At 64.2% G+C, this 16,485-nt stretch carries 21 protein-coding genes and 2 tRNA genes; 14 read left to right on the top strand and 9 right to left on the bottom strand.

The window, feature by feature from the left end; all coding sequences use genetic code 11:
- Positions 1–21 precede the first annotated feature (21 nt).
- The 3 genes from C481_RS06665 to C481_RS06655 are packed head-to-tail and all read right to left on the bottom strand — an operon-like array spanning position 22 to position 3,874.
- Complete coding sequence (locus C481_RS06665; protein ID WP_006108390.1) at positions 22–771, bottom strand: DUF7519 family protein; 750 nt, start codon at positions 769–771, stop codon at positions 22–24.
- Positions 768–2,834: a DUF58 domain-containing protein gene (locus tag C481_RS06660; RefSeq protein ID WP_006108389.1), complete on the bottom strand. Its 2,067-nt coding sequence runs from the start codon at positions 2,832–2,834 to the stop codon at positions 768–770. Before C481_RS06660 ends, C481_RS06665 begins: the two co-directional genes overlap by 4 nt.
- The gene (locus tag C481_RS06655) at positions 2,831–3,874 is read right to left on the bottom strand and encodes a DUF4129 domain-containing protein (RefSeq protein WP_006108388.1); all 1,044 of its coding nucleotides are present in this window, start codon (positions 3,872–3,874) and stop codon (positions 2,831–2,833) included. Before C481_RS06655 ends, C481_RS06660 begins: the two co-directional genes overlap by 4 nt.
- A gap of 244 nt (positions 3,875–4,118) precedes the next feature.
- Between C481_RS06655 and C481_RS06650 the strand changes: the two genes are divergently transcribed.
- The 14 genes from C481_RS06650 (at position 4,119) to C481_RS22925 (ending at position 10,674) form a co-directional block, all read left to right on the top strand.
- Positions 4,119–4,201: transfer RNA gene (locus C481_RS06650), tRNA-Ser, on the top strand.
- A gap of 72 nt (positions 4,202–4,273) precedes the next feature.
- A complete protein-coding gene (locus tag C481_RS06645) occupies positions 4,274–4,792 on the top strand; it encodes a 30S ribosomal protein S13 (RefSeq protein WP_006108387.1) in 519 nt (172 codons plus the stop codon).
- Positions 4,792–5,313 (top strand): 30S ribosomal protein S4, encoded by a 522-nt coding sequence (locus C481_RS06640; protein ID WP_006108386.1) that lies wholly within the window; start codon positions 4,792–4,794, stop codon positions 5,311–5,313. Before C481_RS06645 ends, C481_RS06640 begins: the two co-directional genes overlap by 1 nt.
- Position 5,314: 1 nt before the next feature.
- On the top strand, positions 5,315–5,704 hold the full coding sequence (locus tag C481_RS06635; protein ID WP_004213955.1) for a 30S ribosomal protein S11: 390 nt from the start codon (positions 5,315–5,317) through the stop codon (positions 5,702–5,704).
- 3 nt (positions 5,705–5,707) lie between these two features.
- A complete protein-coding gene (locus C481_RS06630; protein WP_006108385.1) occupies positions 5,708–6,457 on the top strand; it encodes a DNA-directed RNA polymerase subunit D in 750 nt (249 codons plus the stop codon).
- A 144-nt stretch (positions 6,458–6,601) separates the two neighbouring features.
- A tRNA-Leu gene (locus C481_RS06625) sits at positions 6,602–6,686 on the top strand.
- A gap of 143 nt (positions 6,687–6,829) precedes the next feature.
- Complete coding sequence (locus tag C481_RS06620) at positions 6,830–7,183, top strand: 50S ribosomal protein L18e (RefSeq protein WP_006108384.1); 354 nt, start codon at positions 6,830–6,832, stop codon at positions 7,181–7,183.
- Complete coding sequence (locus tag C481_RS06615; protein WP_006108383.1) at positions 7,180–7,635, top strand: 50S ribosomal protein L13; 456 nt, start codon at positions 7,180–7,182, stop codon at positions 7,633–7,635. Before C481_RS06620 ends, C481_RS06615 begins: the two co-directional genes overlap by 4 nt.
- On the top strand, positions 7,629–8,027 hold the full coding sequence (locus C481_RS06610; protein ID WP_006108382.1) for a 30S ribosomal protein S9: 399 nt from the start codon (positions 7,629–7,631) through the stop codon (positions 8,025–8,027). The genes C481_RS06615 and C481_RS06610 overlap by 7 nt, the downstream gene beginning before the upstream one ends.
- Positions 8,028–8,039: 12 nt before the next feature.
- A complete protein-coding gene (locus tag C481_RS06605) occupies positions 8,040–8,234 on the top strand; it encodes a DNA-directed RNA polymerase subunit N (RefSeq protein WP_004213962.1) in 195 nt (64 codons plus the stop codon).
- A 2-nt stretch (positions 8,235–8,236) separates the two neighbouring features.
- Positions 8,237–8,410: a DNA-directed RNA polymerase subunit K gene (locus C481_RS06600; protein WP_006108381.1), complete on the top strand. Its 174-nt coding sequence runs from the start codon at positions 8,237–8,239 to the stop codon at positions 8,408–8,410.
- Positions 8,411–8,413: 3 nt separating this feature from the next.
- Positions 8,414–9,619, top strand: coding sequence for a phosphopyruvate hydratase (gene eno, locus C481_RS06595; RefSeq protein WP_006108380.1), 1,206 nt, complete (start codon positions 8,414–8,416; stop codon positions 9,617–9,619).
- Complete coding sequence (gene rpsB, locus C481_RS06590; protein ID WP_006108379.1) at positions 9,616–10,425, top strand: 30S ribosomal protein S2; 810 nt, start codon at positions 9,616–9,618, stop codon at positions 10,423–10,425. Before eno ends, rpsB begins: the two co-directional genes overlap by 4 nt.
- A gap of 120 nt (positions 10,426–10,545) precedes the next feature.
- Entirely contained in the window at positions 10,546–10,674 is a 129-nt protein-coding gene (locus C481_RS22925) for a hypothetical protein (RefSeq protein WP_006108378.1), read from the top strand.
- A gap of 96 nt (positions 10,675–10,770) precedes the next feature.
- Here the strand turns inward: C481_RS22925 and C481_RS06585 are convergent, their stop codons facing one another.
- The 6 genes from C481_RS06585 to C481_RS06560 all read right to left on the bottom strand — a co-directional run bounded on the left by C481_RS06585 (position 10,771) and on the right by C481_RS06560 (position 16,355).
- Positions 10,771–11,814, bottom strand: coding sequence for a glycosyltransferase (locus C481_RS06585; protein ID WP_006108377.1), 1,044 nt, complete (start codon positions 11,812–11,814; stop codon positions 10,771–10,773).
- A 24-nt stretch (positions 11,815–11,838) separates the two neighbouring features.
- Positions 11,839–13,086 carry a DUF354 domain-containing protein gene (locus C481_RS06580; protein WP_006108376.1) on the bottom strand — a complete coding sequence of 416 codons (1,248 nt, stop codon included), beginning with the start codon at positions 13,084–13,086 and terminating at the stop codon, positions 11,839–11,841.
- Between the two features lie 186 nt (positions 13,087–13,272).
- On the bottom strand, positions 13,273–14,196 hold the full coding sequence (locus tag C481_RS06575) for a thiamine-phosphate synthase family protein (protein WP_006108375.1): 924 nt from the start codon (positions 14,194–14,196) through the stop codon (positions 13,273–13,275).
- 66 nt (positions 14,197–14,262) lie between these two features.
- Positions 14,263–14,574, bottom strand: a complete 312-nt coding sequence (locus C481_RS06570; RefSeq protein ID WP_006108374.1) for a DUF7521 family protein — start codon at positions 14,572–14,574, stop codon at positions 14,263–14,265.
- The gene (locus tag C481_RS06565; protein ID WP_006108373.1) at positions 14,574–14,918 is read right to left on the bottom strand and encodes a winged helix-turn-helix domain-containing protein; all 345 of its coding nucleotides are present in this window, start codon (positions 14,916–14,918) and stop codon (positions 14,574–14,576) included. Before C481_RS06565 ends, C481_RS06570 begins: the two co-directional genes overlap by 1 nt.
- Before the next feature lie 156 nt (positions 14,919–15,074).
- Positions 15,075–16,355 (bottom strand): hypothetical protein, encoded by a 1,281-nt coding sequence (locus tag C481_RS06560; RefSeq protein WP_006108372.1) that lies wholly within the window; start codon positions 16,353–16,355, stop codon positions 15,075–15,077.
- Positions 16,356–16,485 lie beyond the last annotated feature (130 nt).

Raw genomic sequence — 16,485 nt, 5'->3', positions numbered from 1 at the left:
TACCGCCTATCGCGGTGGCCGCTATCGCTTTCGTTTCCGATCGGGACTCCGGGATCGCTTCGTCCCGAGACTAACGATAATGAGCGTGACTGCGACCAACAGCAGGACGATCGCCGAGGCTGGCAGGTTGCCCGTCCCGGCGGTGTACACTGCGTAGCCGATGGTTCCCGACAGCAGTCCGACCAGCAGGCTCGATCCGAGCTGGACGAGTTCAAGACGGATGGTCCGGGTGTCGCGGCCGAGTTGGGTACCGAGTGTGAGCCCGCTGTGACCGAGATCCCAGGCGAGAACGGTCGTGACCGTGCCGACGACGAGGGGTTCGACGGCGGGTGATCGGGCGCCGGCAACGATGAGGCCGACGAGGAGGACGAGTGCACCGATGTCGATCGTTCGTGGGTGTGCCCAGTACAGTCCGGCGGCGAGAACGGCGACACCGAGTGCGGTGACGCCGACGCCCGGGGTGGTGATTCCGGATGCGAGTGCGGCCATGGCTGTGGTGACGAGTGCGGCGGCGAGCGCACACCCGCTCGAGAACAGCGTTGGTTTGCGCGTGAGGGTGACGGGACCGGCCGCTCCATCGGGGTCGTAGTCCCGCGACTCGGCCCGGTTCCGGTCTTGATCCCGGTCCGAAGCCTGCTCGCGCTCGCCGGGACCCGCTGTCGCTCGGTGCCGTGGCCGTGACTGTGGCTCCGCTTCCGCGCGGGGACTCCCGGTCCCCCTGTCGGCGTGTCGCTCCCGTCTCCGACCGCGCTGGTCCGGTGGCGGCGTCATCGAGAACCACCCGCAGCGTGGCGCGCGAAGACCGCATCGATCGATTCGTCGGGCCCCCAGTCGACGACCGAAATCCCCGCCTGTTCGAGATCGAATCGACGAACGCGTCGGGCGACGGCCGCGAGACGATGGCCGACCGTTCGTTCCGCGGTCGGGTCCGGGCTCACGACCGTCACGGCGTGGCCGCCGGCGTCGAGTCGCCGGGCGATATCGGCCGCCATCGGATCGCACAGCGGCGAGAGGAGGACGATCTGCGTTTCGGCCGAGAGCCGGCGCTGAATCGTCCGAAACTGTGAGAACCAGCGACTGTTTTGGTCCGGCGGGAGCGTCTCGAACTGCGGATGCGTCGCGAGCAACTCCTGAAACTGGATCTCATGGTCACGACCGGACGCCGGCGCGAGCCAGCACGGCTCCGTCCGTCGTCGCCCGGTTCTCGAACTCCCCTGTTCGCGATCGGTCGGACCGAGTCCGGCGAGCCCGACGGTATCGCCCGCATCGAGGAGCGAAGCGGCGATCCGACCCGCCGCGGTTACCGATTGATCGACCGCGTGCGCCCGATCCGGTGCCGGGGCGAGATACGACTGTCGCCGCGCATCGACGAGGACGACGACGCGAGCGGCCCGCTCCTCGTGGAACTGGAGCGTCGCGAGTTCACCCGTCTTCGCGCGGCGGTTCCAGTCGATGCGGGAGAGCGAGTCGTTCGGCCGATACTCCCGGACGGAGTGGAAGGTCGTCCCCGTTCCGCCTTCCGACGTCGTCAGCCGACCGGCGAAGGCGGCTGCAGTCGTCCGAAGCGGAACCGGCGCGGCCGTCGGACGGAGTTCGGGTTCGCAGGTGACGGTCGTCTCCGTGCCGACGAGGTACTCGCGCTCCGTCGAGCGAGAGAGGTCGCGCACGATGGCGAGCGCGGGGTCGAACTGGTGGTTCCCACGCTGGACGGTCACCGTATACTCGAGCGAGACCGACTCGCCCGGCCGAAGTGCAGTCCCGAGTCGGCTCGAACCGTCCGTCACGGCGAGACCCGCCGGAATGCCGTCGACGAACCGAAGGTCCGAGACGAAGCCCGAACTCGTATTCGTGAGCGTGACGGTAACGTCGACGTCGTCGCCGGGGTCGGGCGCGTCGTCTTCGACCGTGCGCTCGAGTTCGAGTTCGAGTTCGGGCGGCTCGAGCGCCCGGGCGAAGCCGGCGTAGCCGATGCCGATGACGCCGATGAGGACGACGCCGGCCGACTCGACGAGCGCGCCGATACCGACGGCGAGGAGAGCGACGACGCCGATGCCGAGCCAGTAGTCGGTCGATCTGGTCCGAGCGTCTTGAACGCCGTCGACGGATTCCGTCGTCGTCCGGCGCGGGGTTGGCGTCGAGTCACCGGTCGTTCCGCGCTGGTAGTCGTATTCCGGGAGCGAACTGGTCTCGCCGGAACTCGTTCCTGAGACTGGAGATGAAGATGGGACGTCGGACCCGGATTCGGCTTTCCCCGCAGTTCCGGCCTCGGCCGTTCCTCGATCGTAGCCAACCGACGCGATCGCGGCAGCGGTGTGACGAACGCCCCGCTGGAAGGCGGTTTCCCGGTCGGTGATGCGCTGCAGGCGCGCTCGAAGCGACCGTTTCGGCCGGTCGACCGAGTCCGAGAGGAACGCGGCGGCGATCGGATCGTCGGTCCAGGTCCCCGCTTCGATGCGGTCGGTCGCATCCGCCACGGTATCGCCTTCGAATCGCGTGAGGACGGCTACGGCCGCCGCCCGTAAGCCGTCGATCGTCCGCCGCCCACGAGTCGTATACTCGGCGGTCGCTTGCCGAAAGTCGGCGACTGAACTCGAGAGGGACTGACCGGGGACGGGAACGCTGATTCGTCGTTCGGGCGCTGCCTCGGCGCTATTCGGCCGCTCGCGCCGGCTGGACCGTCGCCCGAGTGATCGCAGACCAACCAGAACTGCGATCAGCGCGACAATACCGATCGCGCTGTCGGTGAGGCTGAGTTCGAGACTCCCGGTTGCGACGGCGAGACCGCACCCGAGTGCAAGAAAGCCGAGCAGGAGCGGTAGCCGTCGAACGGTCACCGGTTCTCACCGCCGTTCGGTCGCTCGGAGCGGTCGGACTGCCCTGTCTGGTCCGTTCGGCGCTGTCCGGCAGCGCCCGAGTGCTCGGCGTCCGTCTCTGCCGACCGCTCCGAATCGGCGGCTGCCGGCTCCGCCATGTCGCCGTATTCGCGTTCGATCCGTCGAAGGATCGTGACCGCCCGCTCTTCGAGTTCAGGCGTCGACTCCGTCGAGCCGTATCGGACGTCCTCGAAGAGCCGGGTGAGTTCGTCGACGTGTTCGCGAGTCAGGCCGGCGTCGACGGCGGCGCTTGCGAACTCGCGCGGCGTGCTCGAGTCGGGGCGGTCGACGTCGAGCGGTCGGGTCATCTCGCGCCAGGCGCGGTAGATTTCGTTGTCGAGGTCGGTCGACTCGTCGATCCGGTCGGCGGCGCGGCCGGCGGCGGTACCGACCGCAGCGGCGTCCGCGCCTCGGGTCGCATCCTCGTCCTGCGTGGTGGTCGTTGCCGTGCCGTCGTCCGTCCCGGATCCGCGGGAGAGCAACACGCCGCCGACGAAAATCGTCGTAATGATAGCAAGCGCGGCGAACAACGGATTGGTCGGGAACGCGTCGGTGGCCTCGCCGTCACCGCTTCCCGGAGCGGCGGGGGACCCCGAGCCGGCGCTCCGATTCAGCATTTCGGCGGGACCGCTCGCCATATCGAACTCGAGGAAGGAGAAGAGGAGAATTCCGCCGAGTGCGGCGAGGAGGGCGACGGCGATCAACGAGACGGCCTCGCGTCGGTTAGCGAGGAGATACCAGACGAGTGCGATCACGACGATGATGAGGAGCGCGTAGAAGAGGTACTCGAGAAACGGCGGAACGCCACCACCCGAGACATCGTTCGGGGAACCCGGTTGGTCGACGATACCCTCGGTGCCGGTTCCGGCACCGCTTCCGGCGGAGCTGCCGCCCGAGCCGCCGGTATCGATCGGCGTATCGATCGTCGCCGCTGCGAGTGCGATCGCGACGATACCGCCGAGTGCGGCGGCGACTCGGACGAGGAGGTCGTTTCGGGACACCAGTTTCGGGGACGTTGTGTCGCATCAGTAATAAGTGGGTCCATCGACCGCGGGATCGATTCACAGGGCAGTCGGGCCCCGATAGAATGGCATCGTGCGGATGACGCGGGACGAACTCGCCTGCGTAACCGAGTGGTTGCTGGTGCCTTTCGTTGCCCTTAAGTACCAGACGGGGGTACGTTCGATTGCGATACGTGTAGGGGAGCAGTCCCCGAGTCCAAACGGGCGATGATAGATACACGGTGTCGTGGTAGCCAAGCGGCCCAAGGCGCATGGTTGCTAACCATGTGGCGTCAAGCCTCCGGGGTTCAAATCCCCGCCACGACGTCGGATACCCGAGACTGGCACCCCTTCGCCAGTTGATTGCACCGTTGCAGACCAGACACAGATACACGACATATGAGCGCGGAAGAACCCCAAGAGCAAGAGGACGAAGACCTTCAGTACTTCGTCCGTATCGGTCAAACCGACCTTGACGGGACGAAGTCCGTCGAGCGCTCGCTCTCGGAGATGAACGGGATCGGTCGCCGAACCGCCCGACTCATCGCCGAAAAAGCGGGCGTCGATCGAACGGCAACGTTCGGCCGACTCGACGACGACGTCATCGACGAGGTCGTTTCACTCGTAGAGAACTACGCCGACGAAGTCCCCGACTGGCTCAACAACCGCCAGCACGACTTCTACACCGGCGAAACGACCCACGAGATCGGCAACGATCTCCAACTGAGTCGTCAACACGACATCAACCGGATGAAGATGATCGACTCCTACAAAGGCACGCGCCACAAGCGCGGCCAGAAGGTTCGCGGTCAGCGTACCAAGTCCACCGGTCGAACGGAGGGCACCATCGGAGTCAACGTCGAAGAGATCCGCGAAGAAGCAGCCGAAGAAGCCGCCGAAGAGGAGGGTGAGGACTAATGCCACTCGGCACCGACACCAAGCAGTACGAGACGCCGAATCACCCCTACCAGGGTGAACGCATCACCACCGAACACTCCCTGCTCGACCGCTACGGCCTGAAAAACAAAGAGGAACTCTGGCGCGCGCAGTCCCAGCTTCGCTCCTACCGGCGCGAGGCCCGCGACCTGCTCGGCCAGGCCCAGGGCGACGAAGCCGTTATCCGTCGCTCCGATGAATTCCTCGGACGGCTCAAACGCGTCGGCATTCTGGACGAGGCGGACGAACTCGGTGACGTCCTCTCGCTCGAAATCGAGGACGTCCTCGAACGTCGCCTCCAGACGGTCGTCTACCGCAAGGGGCTCGCAAACACGACCCAGCAGGCGCGGCAGTTCGTCTCCCACGGCCACGTCGTCGTCGGGGACCAGCGCCAGCGAATCCCATCGTACGTCGTCGACGTCGACGAGGAAGACCTCGTCGCATTCGACGAGAACAGTCCACTCGCGGACGAACTCCACCCGGAGCGGGCGGAGGGTCAGTAACATGAGTCAGGACGACGAAAAGTGGGGCGTAGCCCACGTGCACGCATCGTTTAACAACACCATCATGACCGTGACGGACCTCACGGGCTCGGAGACCATCACCAAGTCCTCCGGCGGGACGGCCGTCAAGCAAAACCGCGACGAGGCCTCGCCCTACGCCGCGATGCAGATGGCCGAATCCGTCGCCGAGGAAGTCAAGGCTGCCGGCATCACGGGCCTGCACGTTCGCGTTCGCGGCCCCGGCGGCAATCTCCAGAAGTCCCCCGGTCCCGGCGCACAGGCGACGATCCGTGCGCTCGCCCGCTCGGGCATCGAGATCGGGCGCATCGAGGACGTCACGCCGATCCCACACGACGGATCGCGCGCACCAAAAGGCAAGGGCGGCTACTAGACCATGAGTGTAGCGTACGACGTCGAGTTCGTCGAACGCGAGGACCGAGACGCCCGGTTCCTCGTCCGCGGCATCACGCCCGCGTTCGCCAACGGCATCCGTCGCGCGATGCTCGCCGACGTGCCGACGATGGCGATCGACACCGTTCGGTTCGTCGAGAACTCGTCAGTCATGTTCGACGAGCAACTCGCACTTCGGCTCGGGCTCGTCCCGCTGACGACCCCACCCGAAGGCGAGTTCGGTGAGGACGATACCGTCACGCTCTCGATCGACGTCGAAGGGCCAGCGACCGCCTACTCGGGCGATCTCATTTCGAGCGACGAACTCGTCCAGCCCGCAGACGAGAACGTGCCGATCATCGACCTCAAAGACGATCAGCGTCTCGAGGCCGAGGCAGACGCCGTCCTCGACCGCGGCAAGGATCACGCCAAACACCAGGGTGGCGTCGCAGTCGGCTACCGCCACCTGCAGCGTGTCGCCGCCGTCGAGGATCTCCCCGAGTTCGAAGACCCCGAGAGCCGGATCGTCCGCGGCGTGATCGAGGACGACGGCGAACTCGTTCCCACGAGCGAGTTCGACCACGACCTCTCGAACCGCTACCCGGGCAAGGACGTGACCGTCGAGGACGTGCCGAACGCCTTCGTCTTCCACGTCGAGACCGACGGCTCGTTCACGGTCGAAGACCTGGTCACCCGCGCCGCCGAGACCATCGAATCTCGCGCGATTGAACTCGAAGACGCAGTACAGCTATAGAGCAAATGATCCGACGCCCCCGATCCAACCGATACGAACGCGGACCGGCTGCCAGCGCCGCGAGCGACGAGACTGGCACCGGCTCACGTATTCAAGCTGGAATCGAAAGGGGTTTGAAGGGGCGACGGATAGACGAGAGTGCGAGCAGGGATAGCCAAGTCAGGCCAACGGCGCAGCGTTCAGGGCGCTGTCTCGTAGGAGTCCGCAGGTTCAAATCCTGCTCCCTGCATCAGTTCTCGTCCGTCGACCGGTGTGTTGGCGGTTGCAATCGCAATCGTCGCTATCGCCATTTCGGTCGACGACCTTTCGTATCGGAACTCGATTCCACTCGACACAGCTTCTGTGTCGATCTCGCAGATTTGGAGGAAACCAATGAGTAGCAAGACCAATCCGAGGCTCAACGATCTTATCGCCGAGCTGAAGTCGACGTCCCGCGAAACGGACGCCGACGTCTGGCAGGACATTGCGGATCGTCTCGAAAAGCCCCGGCGCACCCACGCAGAGGTAAACCTGGGCCGTATCGAACGATACGCACGCGAAGAAGAGACTGTCGTCGTTCCTGGCAAGGTGCTGGGATCGGGCGCACTACAGAAGAACGTGACCGTCGCTGCCGTCGATTTCTCCTCGTCAGCAGAGACGAAGATCGAACAGGTCGGCGAATCAGTACCGCTCGAGCACGTGCTCGAAGAAAACCCAGACGGCTCCGACGTACGGGTGATTCGATGAGTGCAAGTATCGCAGAGTTCGATGCAGACGTCGTCGTCGACGCCCGCGACTGTATTCTCGGTCGTATCGCCAGCCAGGTCGCCCAGCGCGCCCTGGACGGCGACCGCGTCGCAATCGTCAACGCCGAAGACGCCGTCATCACCGGCGACAAGGAAGACATCTTCGGCACCTACCGCAAGCGTCTCCAGCTCAGCTCAGACAGCGGGCCGTACTACCCGAAACGGCCGGACACGATCTTCAAGCGCTCCGTTCGCGGCATGCTTCCGTACAAGAAGCCCCGCGGCCGCGAGGCGCTCGACAATGTCCGCGTCTACGTCGGCAACCCCTACGAAGACGATGACGAACTCGAGGCCGAGATCCTCGAGGGGACGTCGCTGGATCGACTTTCGAACATTCGCTTCGTCCACCTGGGCGAAGTCTCAGACCAACTCGGTGCTAACGTTACATGGTAACCAACACGAGTGGCAAGAAGAAGACGGCCGTCGCCCGCGCAACCGTTCGCGAGGGCGAGGGTCGCGTCCGAATCAACTCGAAGCCAGTCGAACTGGTCGAACCCGAGATGTCCCGGCTCAAAATGATAGAGCCGTTCCGCATCGCAGGCGACGACCTGCGTGACGGCGTGGACATCGAAGTCCACGTCGAGGGTGGCGGTATCAGCGGCCAGGCAGACGCCGTCCGCACCGCCATCGCACGCGGCATCGTCCAGCACACGAACGACGCCGAACTCCGCGACGCGTTCATGGAGTTCGATCGCTCGCTGCTGGTCAACGACGTTCGACAGTCCGAACCAAAGAAGTGGGGCGGCCCGGGCGCTCGGGCGCGCTACCAGAAGTCCTACCGCTAAGGTGATTCAAGCATGATGGTACCGGTTCGGTGTTTCACCTGTGGCACGGTCGTCGGCGAACACTGGGAGGAGTTCGACGAACGAGCAAACGAGGGCGACGAGGACCCCGAGAAGGTCCTCGACGAACTCGGTGTCGACCGCTACTGCTGTCGGCGGATGCTCGTCAGTCACACCGACCTGGTTGACGTCGTCTCCCCCTATCAGTAACCATGCAACAGCACCACAATCGTTACGAGAAAGCCCGTATCCTCGGTGCGCGAGCGCTGCAGGTCTCCTACGGCGCGCCGGTGTTGATCGAGACCGAGCAGACCGAGCCGATCCTGATCGCCGCGGAGGAGTACGATGCCGGTGTCTTGCCGTTTACCGTCAAGCGAGGCGAGTAAACAATGACGCTCATCACCGACGTACGACTGCGACGCGTACTCGACTCGCGGGGCAATCCAACGGTCGAGGCAGACGTGCTCACCGAGAGCGGTGGATTCGGTCGCGCTGCAGCACCAAGCGGTGCCAGTACCGGCGAGTACGAAGCCGTCGAGCGACCGCCCGGCGAGGCAATCGCCGCCGCCCGTGAACACGCCGTTCCGCGGCTAGTGGGAGAGGCGTACGCCGGCAACCAGCGCGAGGTCGATGCACTGTTGCACGCCGCAGATGGCACTGACGACTTCTCGAAACTCGGCGCGAACAGCGCCGTTGCCATCTCGATGGCTGCCGCGAAAGCCGGGGCCGACGTGCTCGGTGCACCGCTGTTCCAGCATCTGGGCGGCACCTTCCGCGGCCAGAACTTCCCGATTCCGCTCGGCAACGTCGTCGGCGGTGGCGAACACGCCGCCGACGCAACGGACATCCAGGAGTTCCTCGCGGCACCCGTCGGCGCACCGAGCGTCGAAGACGCCGTCTTCGCGAACGCAGCCGTCCACGCCGCTATTGCCGACCTACTCGCAGAACGCGACCATCCCTGCGGCAAGGGCGACGAAGGCGCATGGGCCCCCTCGATCGACGACGAGGAGGCGTTCGAAATCGTCGACGAAGCAGTCTCGGCCGTCGAAGACGAGGTCGGTTTCGAAATCGGCTTCGGGCTCGACGTCGCCGGCGCAGAGCTGTACGACGCCGACTCCGAAACCTACGAGTACAGCGATACCACGCGCGATACGGACGAGCAGATCGCGTACATCGCCGACCTCGTCGAGGAGTACGACCTCGTGTACGTCGAGGACCCGCTCGACGAGGACGACTACGAGGCGTTCGCCGACCTGACTGACCGAGTCGGCGACCGAACGCTGATCTGCGGCGACGATCTGTTCGTCACCAACACGAAGCGTCTCCGCGAGGGAATCGAACAGGGCGCAGCCAACAGCATCCTGATCAAGCCGAACCAGATCGGCACGCTGACCGACGCCTTCGACGCGATTGAACTCGCGACCGCAAACGGCTACGATTCGGTCGTCTCACACCGCTCGGGCGAAACGGAAGACGCGACCATCGCACACCTCGCCGTCGCGACCGACGCTCCGTTCATCAAGACGGGTGCCGTCGGCGGCGAGCGAACCGCAAAGCTCAACGAGCTCATCAGAATCGCAGACGACGCGACATGACAGATAACGATACGACCCAGGAAGGGCTCGACGCTGCCGAAGAGGAGATCGAGGAGGAGCCAGCCGAGGGCGCTGGCCCCGCCGCAGATCCCGACGAGGAGGTCGAGCCAGTTGACGAACAGTCCGCCACCGCCGAGGCCGACGAGGCCGAGGGCGCGGCAGAACCAACCGACGAGGAGGAAGCTTCCGGCCCGACCCTCGACGACGACGTGATGTCCGACGAGGAGGCCGACCTGCTCATCCCCGTCGAGGACTACCTCGGCGCTGGCGTCCACATCGGGACCCAGCAAAAGACCAACGACATGGAGCGGTTCATCCACCGCGTCCGGACCGACGGACTCTACGTCCTCGACGTTTCGAAGACCGACAGCCGTATCCGCACGGCTGCGGACTTCCTCTCGAACTACAACCCGGAGCAGATTCTGGTCACGTCGAGTCGCCAGTACGGGCGATTCCCGGCGGAGAAGTTCGCCGAAGCCGTTGGCGCTCGTGCTCGTACCGGTCGCTTCATCCCGGGCACGCTGACGAATCCGAAGTACGACGGCTACATCGAACCCGACGTTGTCGTCGTCACGGACCCGATCGGCGACGCCCAGGCCGTCAAGGAGGCCATCACGGTCGGCATCCCGGTCATCGCGATGTGTGACTCGAACAACCAAGTCAGCAACGTCGACCTCGTCGTCCCGACGAACAACAAGGGTCGAAAGGCCCTTTCGGTCGTCTACTGGTTGCTCGCAAACGAGGTCCTCGACCGCCGCGGTGCCGAGCCATCCTACTCGCTCGAGGACTTCGAAAGCGGCGTCTAGATTCGGTTTTCGAATCGAACTGTTCCGTCTCAGTTTCCTCGTTTCTCACGCGAGTCGCGTCGAGTGTCAGTCTTCGAGCGAAGAAGTTAGGTGTGACCCCCGACGAGTTCAGGTATACAGATGTCAGACTGGCTGTTTACCGCGGAAGAAGAGCGGCTTTCACCGGCCGTCGTGTTCGCAACGGCGGGGTTAATCGCGGTCTTCGCGCTGGGACTGGTCTATCGCGGGCTGGCGATCGTGCTTTTCTGAGCGCGCTCCGACCGCCACAACTGCCGATTACGGCCACTGAGCCGACAGGTGGTCGCGTGCCTGTGATAGCGCCGAGATTCCAAGAGTTCAGCTCGGCTACTGGGCGGCCTCCGTCTCGCGAAGACACTGCGCGTAGACGGTTCGGAGTCGAGATCCCATCGTCTCGACGGTGTAGTCCGTAAACGCCGCGCGGCCGTCGGCTGACTCGCCGGTTTCGAGGAGGGCTGCCAGGTGCGTTCGGAGGGCGGCGTCGTCGGAGGCGACGGCTGCGTTCGGCACGTCTGTGAGTACTTCGCGAGCGAAGCCAACGTCGCGCGAGACGACGGGGGTATTGCAGGCGGTTGCTTCCTTGATCGTCATCGGCCCGCTCTCGAAGCGCGACGTGAGCAGGACGGCGTCGGCGGCGTTCAGGTAGTAGGGCATCTCCTCGTACGGCTGGTTGGCGACGGTGCGAAGGCTGATTGGATAGTCGAGTTCATCGCGGAGATCGTCGACCACGCGTTTCGCCAGGGGATAGTTCTTCTCGTCGCGCGAGGGCGCGTACGGAAAGAGGACGATTCGTTCCCGTTCGGTTTGGGGTTGAGTTTGAGTGTTGGTTTCGGCTTTGGGTTTGGCTTCAGTTTCGGCGTTGGTTTCCGTGGAGTCCCAGCCAACGTGTTCGCGAGCGGTCGCCGTCGGAATCGGTCGGAAAAGATCCGTGTCGACTGGGAACGGGATCACGTCGCAGGGGCGGTCGACGCGGTCGGCCATCGCCTTCGAGGGGACGATGACGCGGTCGGCGTGCGCCGTGGCGCGTCTGATCAGCGGTTCGAACTGGTTGTTGCGATACTCGCCACCCCAAAGCGTGCAGACGACCGGCAGATCGATGGTCGGCAGCATCGAGGCTGCAACAGCGAAGGGTGCCGTCAGTCCGTAGTTAGCGTGAACGACGTCGTACTCGCCGCGGGCCTCGCGGAGCACCTGCGGGAGGTATCTGACGTAGTCGGCGGGCGTGCGCCGCTGGACATCGTCTTCGAGCGCGCGGTGTTCGCCCGGGACGGGGAGAGTCGTGAACTCGATGTCTGCGTGCTCGAGGGCTGCCATCTGACTCTGGTAGAAACTGCGCCAGGCGGTCGTCGTGAGACTCAGGATTCGGGTCATGCGGTGGGTGTTGTGGAGTCTCTGTTAGCGTCGCCGGTTTCGGTTCTGGGTGTGGATTTGGTTTTGGTTTTGATTTTGGTTTTGATTCTGGTGCCGGTTCCGATTCGAGTTCGGACGCGGAGTCGGCTTCGAAAGCGACAGCCCTGGTTTAGGGGTCGAGCCCGGACCGGGGCCGGAGGAGTTCGGAACGGTCAGGTTCGAATCCGGATCTCGGCCGGTCGGCGTCGGTTCGGGAACGTCCTCGAGTAGTTGGCTGAGGATGTACTGAGTCACGTCGACCTTCGTTTCGAGCAGTGCTGCTCGTCTATTTGCCCAGATTGTTGCGGTGTGTGGATCGCGAACGAGCCGTTTCAGTTCGTCGATTGCTTCCCGTTCGGAATCGGTGTGGAAGGAGCGAACGAGGCCGTACGCTTCGAGTTCGCGGAACTTGCCCATCTCGGTCGACCCTGCGAACGGACTGATGCGGACGGTCGGCGTCCCGAGGAGGCCGGCCTCGAGCGTCGTCGTCGCGACTTCGCCGACGACGAGGTCGGCGAACGCGAGTAGATGGTGGAAGGCTTCCGGTGGGACGGGAAGCGGGTCGGCCCCGCTCGGGATCGGGCCGTCGCCTTCGTCGGAGACGTAGACGCGACCGGCGGCGGCGAGTTCGTCGATGATCGTGCGTCGGCCCACGGTCGAGATGCCCGCTTTGCCGATGTCGTGGTTGCCGTTCCACGCGCCGACGCGCAGGACGGCGTATTGCTCGTGCGGGTCGACGCCGTACCGCCGTAGCAGGTCCGGGTCCGGTTCGAATCGGTCGGGATGCAGGTAGGCCAGTTCGTGGTAGCCGGGATAGTCGACGTGTGCGTCGCCGTAGGATTCGCGGAAACTGTTCGGCGTGTAGAGCGCGTCGGTGAACGGGATCGTGAGCCGATTGCCGCCGTTGATCGCCGTTTCGGTGTCGATGTAGACGTGGCTCTCCGCACCGACCAGCGTCGCGACGTGAGTGGCGGCGATGCCGTGACTGGTGATGATGTAGTCCGGGTCGATCGCGTGCGCTCGCCGCAGCAGTCGCGCCTCGTAGTACAGTTGCGTCACGCCCAATTCGAGCCAGCCGCTCGGTTCGTCACAGAGGAGTTCGTGATCGATGTCGTACGCGTCGAGCAGTTCTCCCGTAACCCCCTTCTCGCGAGCGAACACGTACACGTTGTGCCCTGCAGCCTCGAGTTCAGCGATGGCGTGCTTGAAGAAGTGGACGTTCGCCGCGTGTTGAATCGTAATAACGAAATCCATCCTCGTGTCCGGAGGCAACTATTCGGACAGCGGTCCTTACTATCGGGTCAGTAGAACGGTCGCACGCATCGAAACCATCTGTAACAGTTGCGGGTCGACTATTTCGCTTATTTCGCTCGTTCCGTTCGGGAGCGCGTCCCGAGGCACAGCGGTCACGGCAGAGACACAGCGGTATTCGCCCGTCCGTTACGCCATCGCAGCGTCGAGCAGTTCCCCGATCAGGGCGGCCGCATCGTCGGCGCTGTCACCGAACACGTACGTCGCCGGTTCGATGCCGAACGCGCCGCTGTGGTAGGCGACTCGCGGCACCGCGCCCCGCTCCTCGAACCGCGTTCGGAGGTGCTCGCCACGGTCCTCGTAGTCCGCGCTGAACTCGAGCGGATCGAGCCCCATGGCTCGGGCGGCCTCGAGGATCGCATCGTCCGTCGCGATGTTGATCGCGCCGCGAACGGCCGGATCGATCGCGCCTGCGGCGAGGATAGCCGTCGCGACGTGTTTCGACGCGCCGAACTCGGGATGTGCCGGGATTTCGATGCGCCCGCCCATGGCGTGGATACGGCCGGGGATGGCGGCGACATCGGTTTCATCGCGCGCGTCCGGAAGCGCCATCCCGACGTTCGTGCCGACGTTCGGAATGGAGTCGACCATTCCCGGCGTCGCGGCGAGCGTTCGGGCGGCCGTTCGGACGGTCGCGAGCACGTCCCGCTCGGCGCTGATATCCGGATCGAGGCCGCGAACGCAGAGATCGCAGCCGAGGCCCCGGAGCGCGGGCATTTCCTCCTCGTGGAGTTCACAGATCGGACCCCGGTCCTCGAGACTGCGGACGAGCGAGAGGAGTTCGGCGAGGGCGTCGTAGCCGTCCATCCCGCCGCTCGCGAGGCCGTCGGCGATGCGCTCGACCGTGGCGACGGTATCCGGGTCGTCACGAAAACGGTCGTCGCCGCCGCTCTCGCCGCTTACGTACTTGCTGACTGCGGCTTGGGTGACGCCGAGGTTCGCGGCGATTTCCTGTTGGGTCATCCCGCGCTCGGCGAGTTCTGCGGCGAGCATCGCCCGCACCGTCGGGAGAAATCGATCGACGACGAGTTCGCTGGGGAGCACGAGAGACATACGCCGGCGTTCGAACGACACTGGCTTAAATTATCAGGACGGCGGTGGCGTCGAGCGTCGCGGGGATCAGGGGCGGCGATGGAGCGCGTAGGCGATCAGTGCCAGGCCAGTAAATTGGGCGGTGTGAACGGCGAGCCAGAACCAGTCCTGCTGCGGTAGCGAGAGAAGCCGCAAGTTGATGAGGACGGTCCCGACGAACGACATCGAATACGTCCCGACCGTCAGGAGGAGCAAGCCGAGGGCGAGATACCGCATCGATGGGTCACGGTGGCGGCCCCAGGCACGGAACGCCTGGTACCCGATGTACAGTCCGAGGAGGGTTGCACCGGCAGCGAGCGCTCCAACGGCGAGTTCGATCGGACGAACGCCGGGAAGCATTAGAGGTCACCCCACAGTCGTTTGAGCCGATCGGCGGCATCTTCGTCGCGGTAGCGAAGATTGAACGTAAATCCCTCATCGTCGAGTCGAAGCCGGAACTCCTCTAAGGTCGCAACGTAGATCGTGTCGTGGTGTCCGTCGGCGCGCGGCCGGGTGCGCTCGCGAACGAGATTCGCCGCTTCGAGCTGCTCCAGGCGGCGACAGATAGTCGAGAGCGAGGCGTCACAGTGGTCGGTCAGTTCGTTGGCGGACATGGCTTCGGTGCGTGTCGCTGTGAGGATCGAACGAGCGTACTCGTCATCGAGGAGCGCAACGACGGTATCGAGCGGCAGGTCCTCGCTCACGGGTAGTACGTTCGGTAGTTGATAGATAGTCGCTTCGAACGACGAGCGACGATGATAGCGCGCCCGGAATCGTTCGGATCGGCCGGTCGAGGGACAGTGGCTGCTCGCGACCGGTGACGTGCGAGACACAACTGAATCACCTGTTGTGCTTGCACCTCATACGAACGACGGATCGACTCGAAAGAGGACTGTGAGCGAACTCGACTCACGAGGGCGATAGCCCACCGTTACCGACACCTCCTGTGGACGATCGGTAATATCGAGTGTCAGGGACGCACCCGATTCGACGGTTTCGAACTCGTCTGCGAACTGCCGATCGGGTTTCGGTTCGGTGTCGAAATTCGCACCGTACGTGACGGTGAGGCGGTTTGCGTCGACGGCGTCACCGCCATCGTGGGAGAGTTCGATCTGTTCGCCATCGGCCACCGTCCGGACACCCCACGTAATCTGTGGGTACGTTACGCCATCGGACGACGATCGGTCGCGAGCGGCGGCGTGTGATTCGCTCATGTCGATCTGCAGAATCGGGTCGTCGATCGTCACGTCCACCGCATACGCGTCGAGGGCTCGATTGTCATGTTCGAGGACGGCTTTGACGCGCCGTTCGGAGAGTGACGGCTCTTCCCCGCAGACGTGGACGAATTGGTGATAGATTCTGTCCTCGTCGAAGGTGTACCCCATCGACGACCATCGAACGTCGAATTTATCGACAAGATCGCCGTTGAGAAGGCTCTTACTCCGCATAACCTGTAGTTCCGGGCGAGAGCCCGCTGCTCGAGTGAGTCGCTCGAACCGGTCGTCAGCCTCGTAGTGTCGTTCGATTCGGCCAGCACCCGCATCGATAGCCGTCTCGAGGTCGACTACGTCGAGCGAGCCGCCGTCGTTCTTTCGGCGGCGAAAAATTATGACGCCATCACGAACGGCGACACCGCGGGTGAGATCGGTTCGTTCGAAGCAGTCGTATCCTTCGTAGGAACCGAGACGCTCGTAGCCGCTCTCGAGGATCGTCTCGCGAACGGTCGCCGCAGTAAACGATCCGAGTCCGATAATTACCGGGCCGGTACCGACGACGCGTTCGTAGTTTTCGTACCCGACGCCGAGATAGTCCATCTGCGCTCGCAAAAGCGCGTCCGTCATGCTGTATCGAGCGCCGATGACGGACTCGCCCATCTCACCGGGCGTCGCATACATCACGTTCGCCCAGTTGTCGTTGCTGCCGTCGAGCGCCGACGCTGCCGGGATCCATTCCCGGTAGATCGGCTCGCCGGAATTCGGAACGTCGACGTCCGCGTATCGTATCTGCTGGCCGAGCATCGGTAGTGAAGCGAGACAGCCTGCCGTCGAAATTACTGTCCCAGTCGTGACCGCTGCACCGACGGTTCGAAGCAACCGCCGTCGTCGATGGTCCTCGGGTCGATCGGATGGTCGTAGTTGCATCTACATCAAGCCTCGAATCAAGCCGGCATATACGCCGGTACCGGCTGTGGCGATCAGCAAGCCACCAGAACTTATTTATAACCAAACGTGTCCCGGCCGAAACGGGACGCCGTATGCGACAAGGGCGATC

Origin of the sequence: Natrialba asiatica DSM 12278 (assembly GCF_000337555.1) — an archaeon.
Taxonomy (GTDB): Archaea; Halobacteriota; Halobacteria; order Halobacteriales; family Natrialbaceae; genus Natrialba; species Natrialba asiatica.
This window is presented reverse-complemented; position numbering and strand designations above follow the sequence as displayed.

Excerpts from the sequence above, each read along its gene's own strand:
- C481_RS06665 (WP_006108390.1), bottom strand. The coding sequence starts at position 771 with ATGACGCCGCCACCGGACCAGCGCGGTCGGAGACGGGAGCGACACGCC.
- C481_RS06645 (WP_006108387.1), top strand. The coding sequence starts at position 4,274 with ATGAGCGCGGAAGAACCCCAAGAGCAAGAGGACGAAGACCTTCAGTAC.
- C481_RS06640 (WP_006108386.1), top strand. The coding sequence starts at position 4,792 with ATGCCACTCGGCACCGACACCAAGCAGTACGAGACGCCGAATCACCCC.
- C481_RS06635 (WP_004213955.1), top strand. The coding sequence starts at position 5,315 with ATGAGTCAGGACGACGAAAAGTGGGGCGTAGCCCACGTGCACGCATCG.
- C481_RS06630 (WP_006108385.1), top strand. The coding sequence starts at position 5,708 with ATGAGTGTAGCGTACGACGTCGAGTTCGTCGAACGCGAGGACCGAGAC.
- C481_RS06620 (WP_006108384.1), top strand. The coding sequence starts at position 6,830 with ATGAGTAGCAAGACCAATCCGAGGCTCAACGATCTTATCGCCGAGCTG.
- C481_RS06615 (WP_006108383.1), top strand. The coding sequence starts at position 7,180 with ATGAGTGCAAGTATCGCAGAGTTCGATGCAGACGTCGTCGTCGACGCC.
- C481_RS06610 (WP_006108382.1), top strand. The coding sequence starts at position 7,629 with ATGGTAACCAACACGAGTGGCAAGAAGAAGACGGCCGTCGCCCGCGCA.
- C481_RS06605 (WP_004213962.1), top strand. The coding sequence starts at position 8,040 with ATGATGGTACCGGTTCGGTGTTTCACCTGTGGCACGGTCGTCGGCGAA.
- C481_RS06600 (WP_006108381.1), top strand. The coding sequence starts at position 8,237 with ATGCAACAGCACCACAATCGTTACGAGAAAGCCCGTATCCTCGGTGCG.
- eno (WP_006108380.1), top strand. The coding sequence starts at position 8,414 with ATGACGCTCATCACCGACGTACGACTGCGACGCGTACTCGACTCGCGG.
- rpsB (WP_006108379.1), top strand. The coding sequence starts at position 9,616 with ATGACAGATAACGATACGACCCAGGAAGGGCTCGACGCTGCCGAAGAG.
- C481_RS22925 (WP_006108378.1), top strand. The coding sequence starts at position 10,546 with ATGTCAGACTGGCTGTTTACCGCGGAAGAAGAGCGGCTTTCACCGGCC.
- C481_RS06585 (WP_006108377.1), bottom strand. The coding sequence starts at position 11,814 with ATGACCCGAATCCTGAGTCTCACGACGACCGCCTGGCGCAGTTTCTAC.
- C481_RS06580 (WP_006108376.1), bottom strand. The coding sequence starts at position 13,086 with ATGGATTTCGTTATTACGATTCAACACGCGGCGAACGTCCACTTCTTC.
- C481_RS06575 (WP_006108375.1), bottom strand. The coding sequence starts at position 14,196 with ATGTCTCTCGTGCTCCCCAGCGAACTCGTCGTCGATCGATTTCTCCCG.
- C481_RS06570 (WP_006108374.1), bottom strand. The coding sequence starts at position 14,574 with ATGCTTCCCGGCGTTCGTCCGATCGAACTCGCCGTTGGAGCGCTCGCT.
- C481_RS06560 (WP_006108372.1), bottom strand. The coding sequence starts at position 16,355 with ATGCAACTACGACCATCCGATCGACCCGAGGACCATCGACGACGGCGG.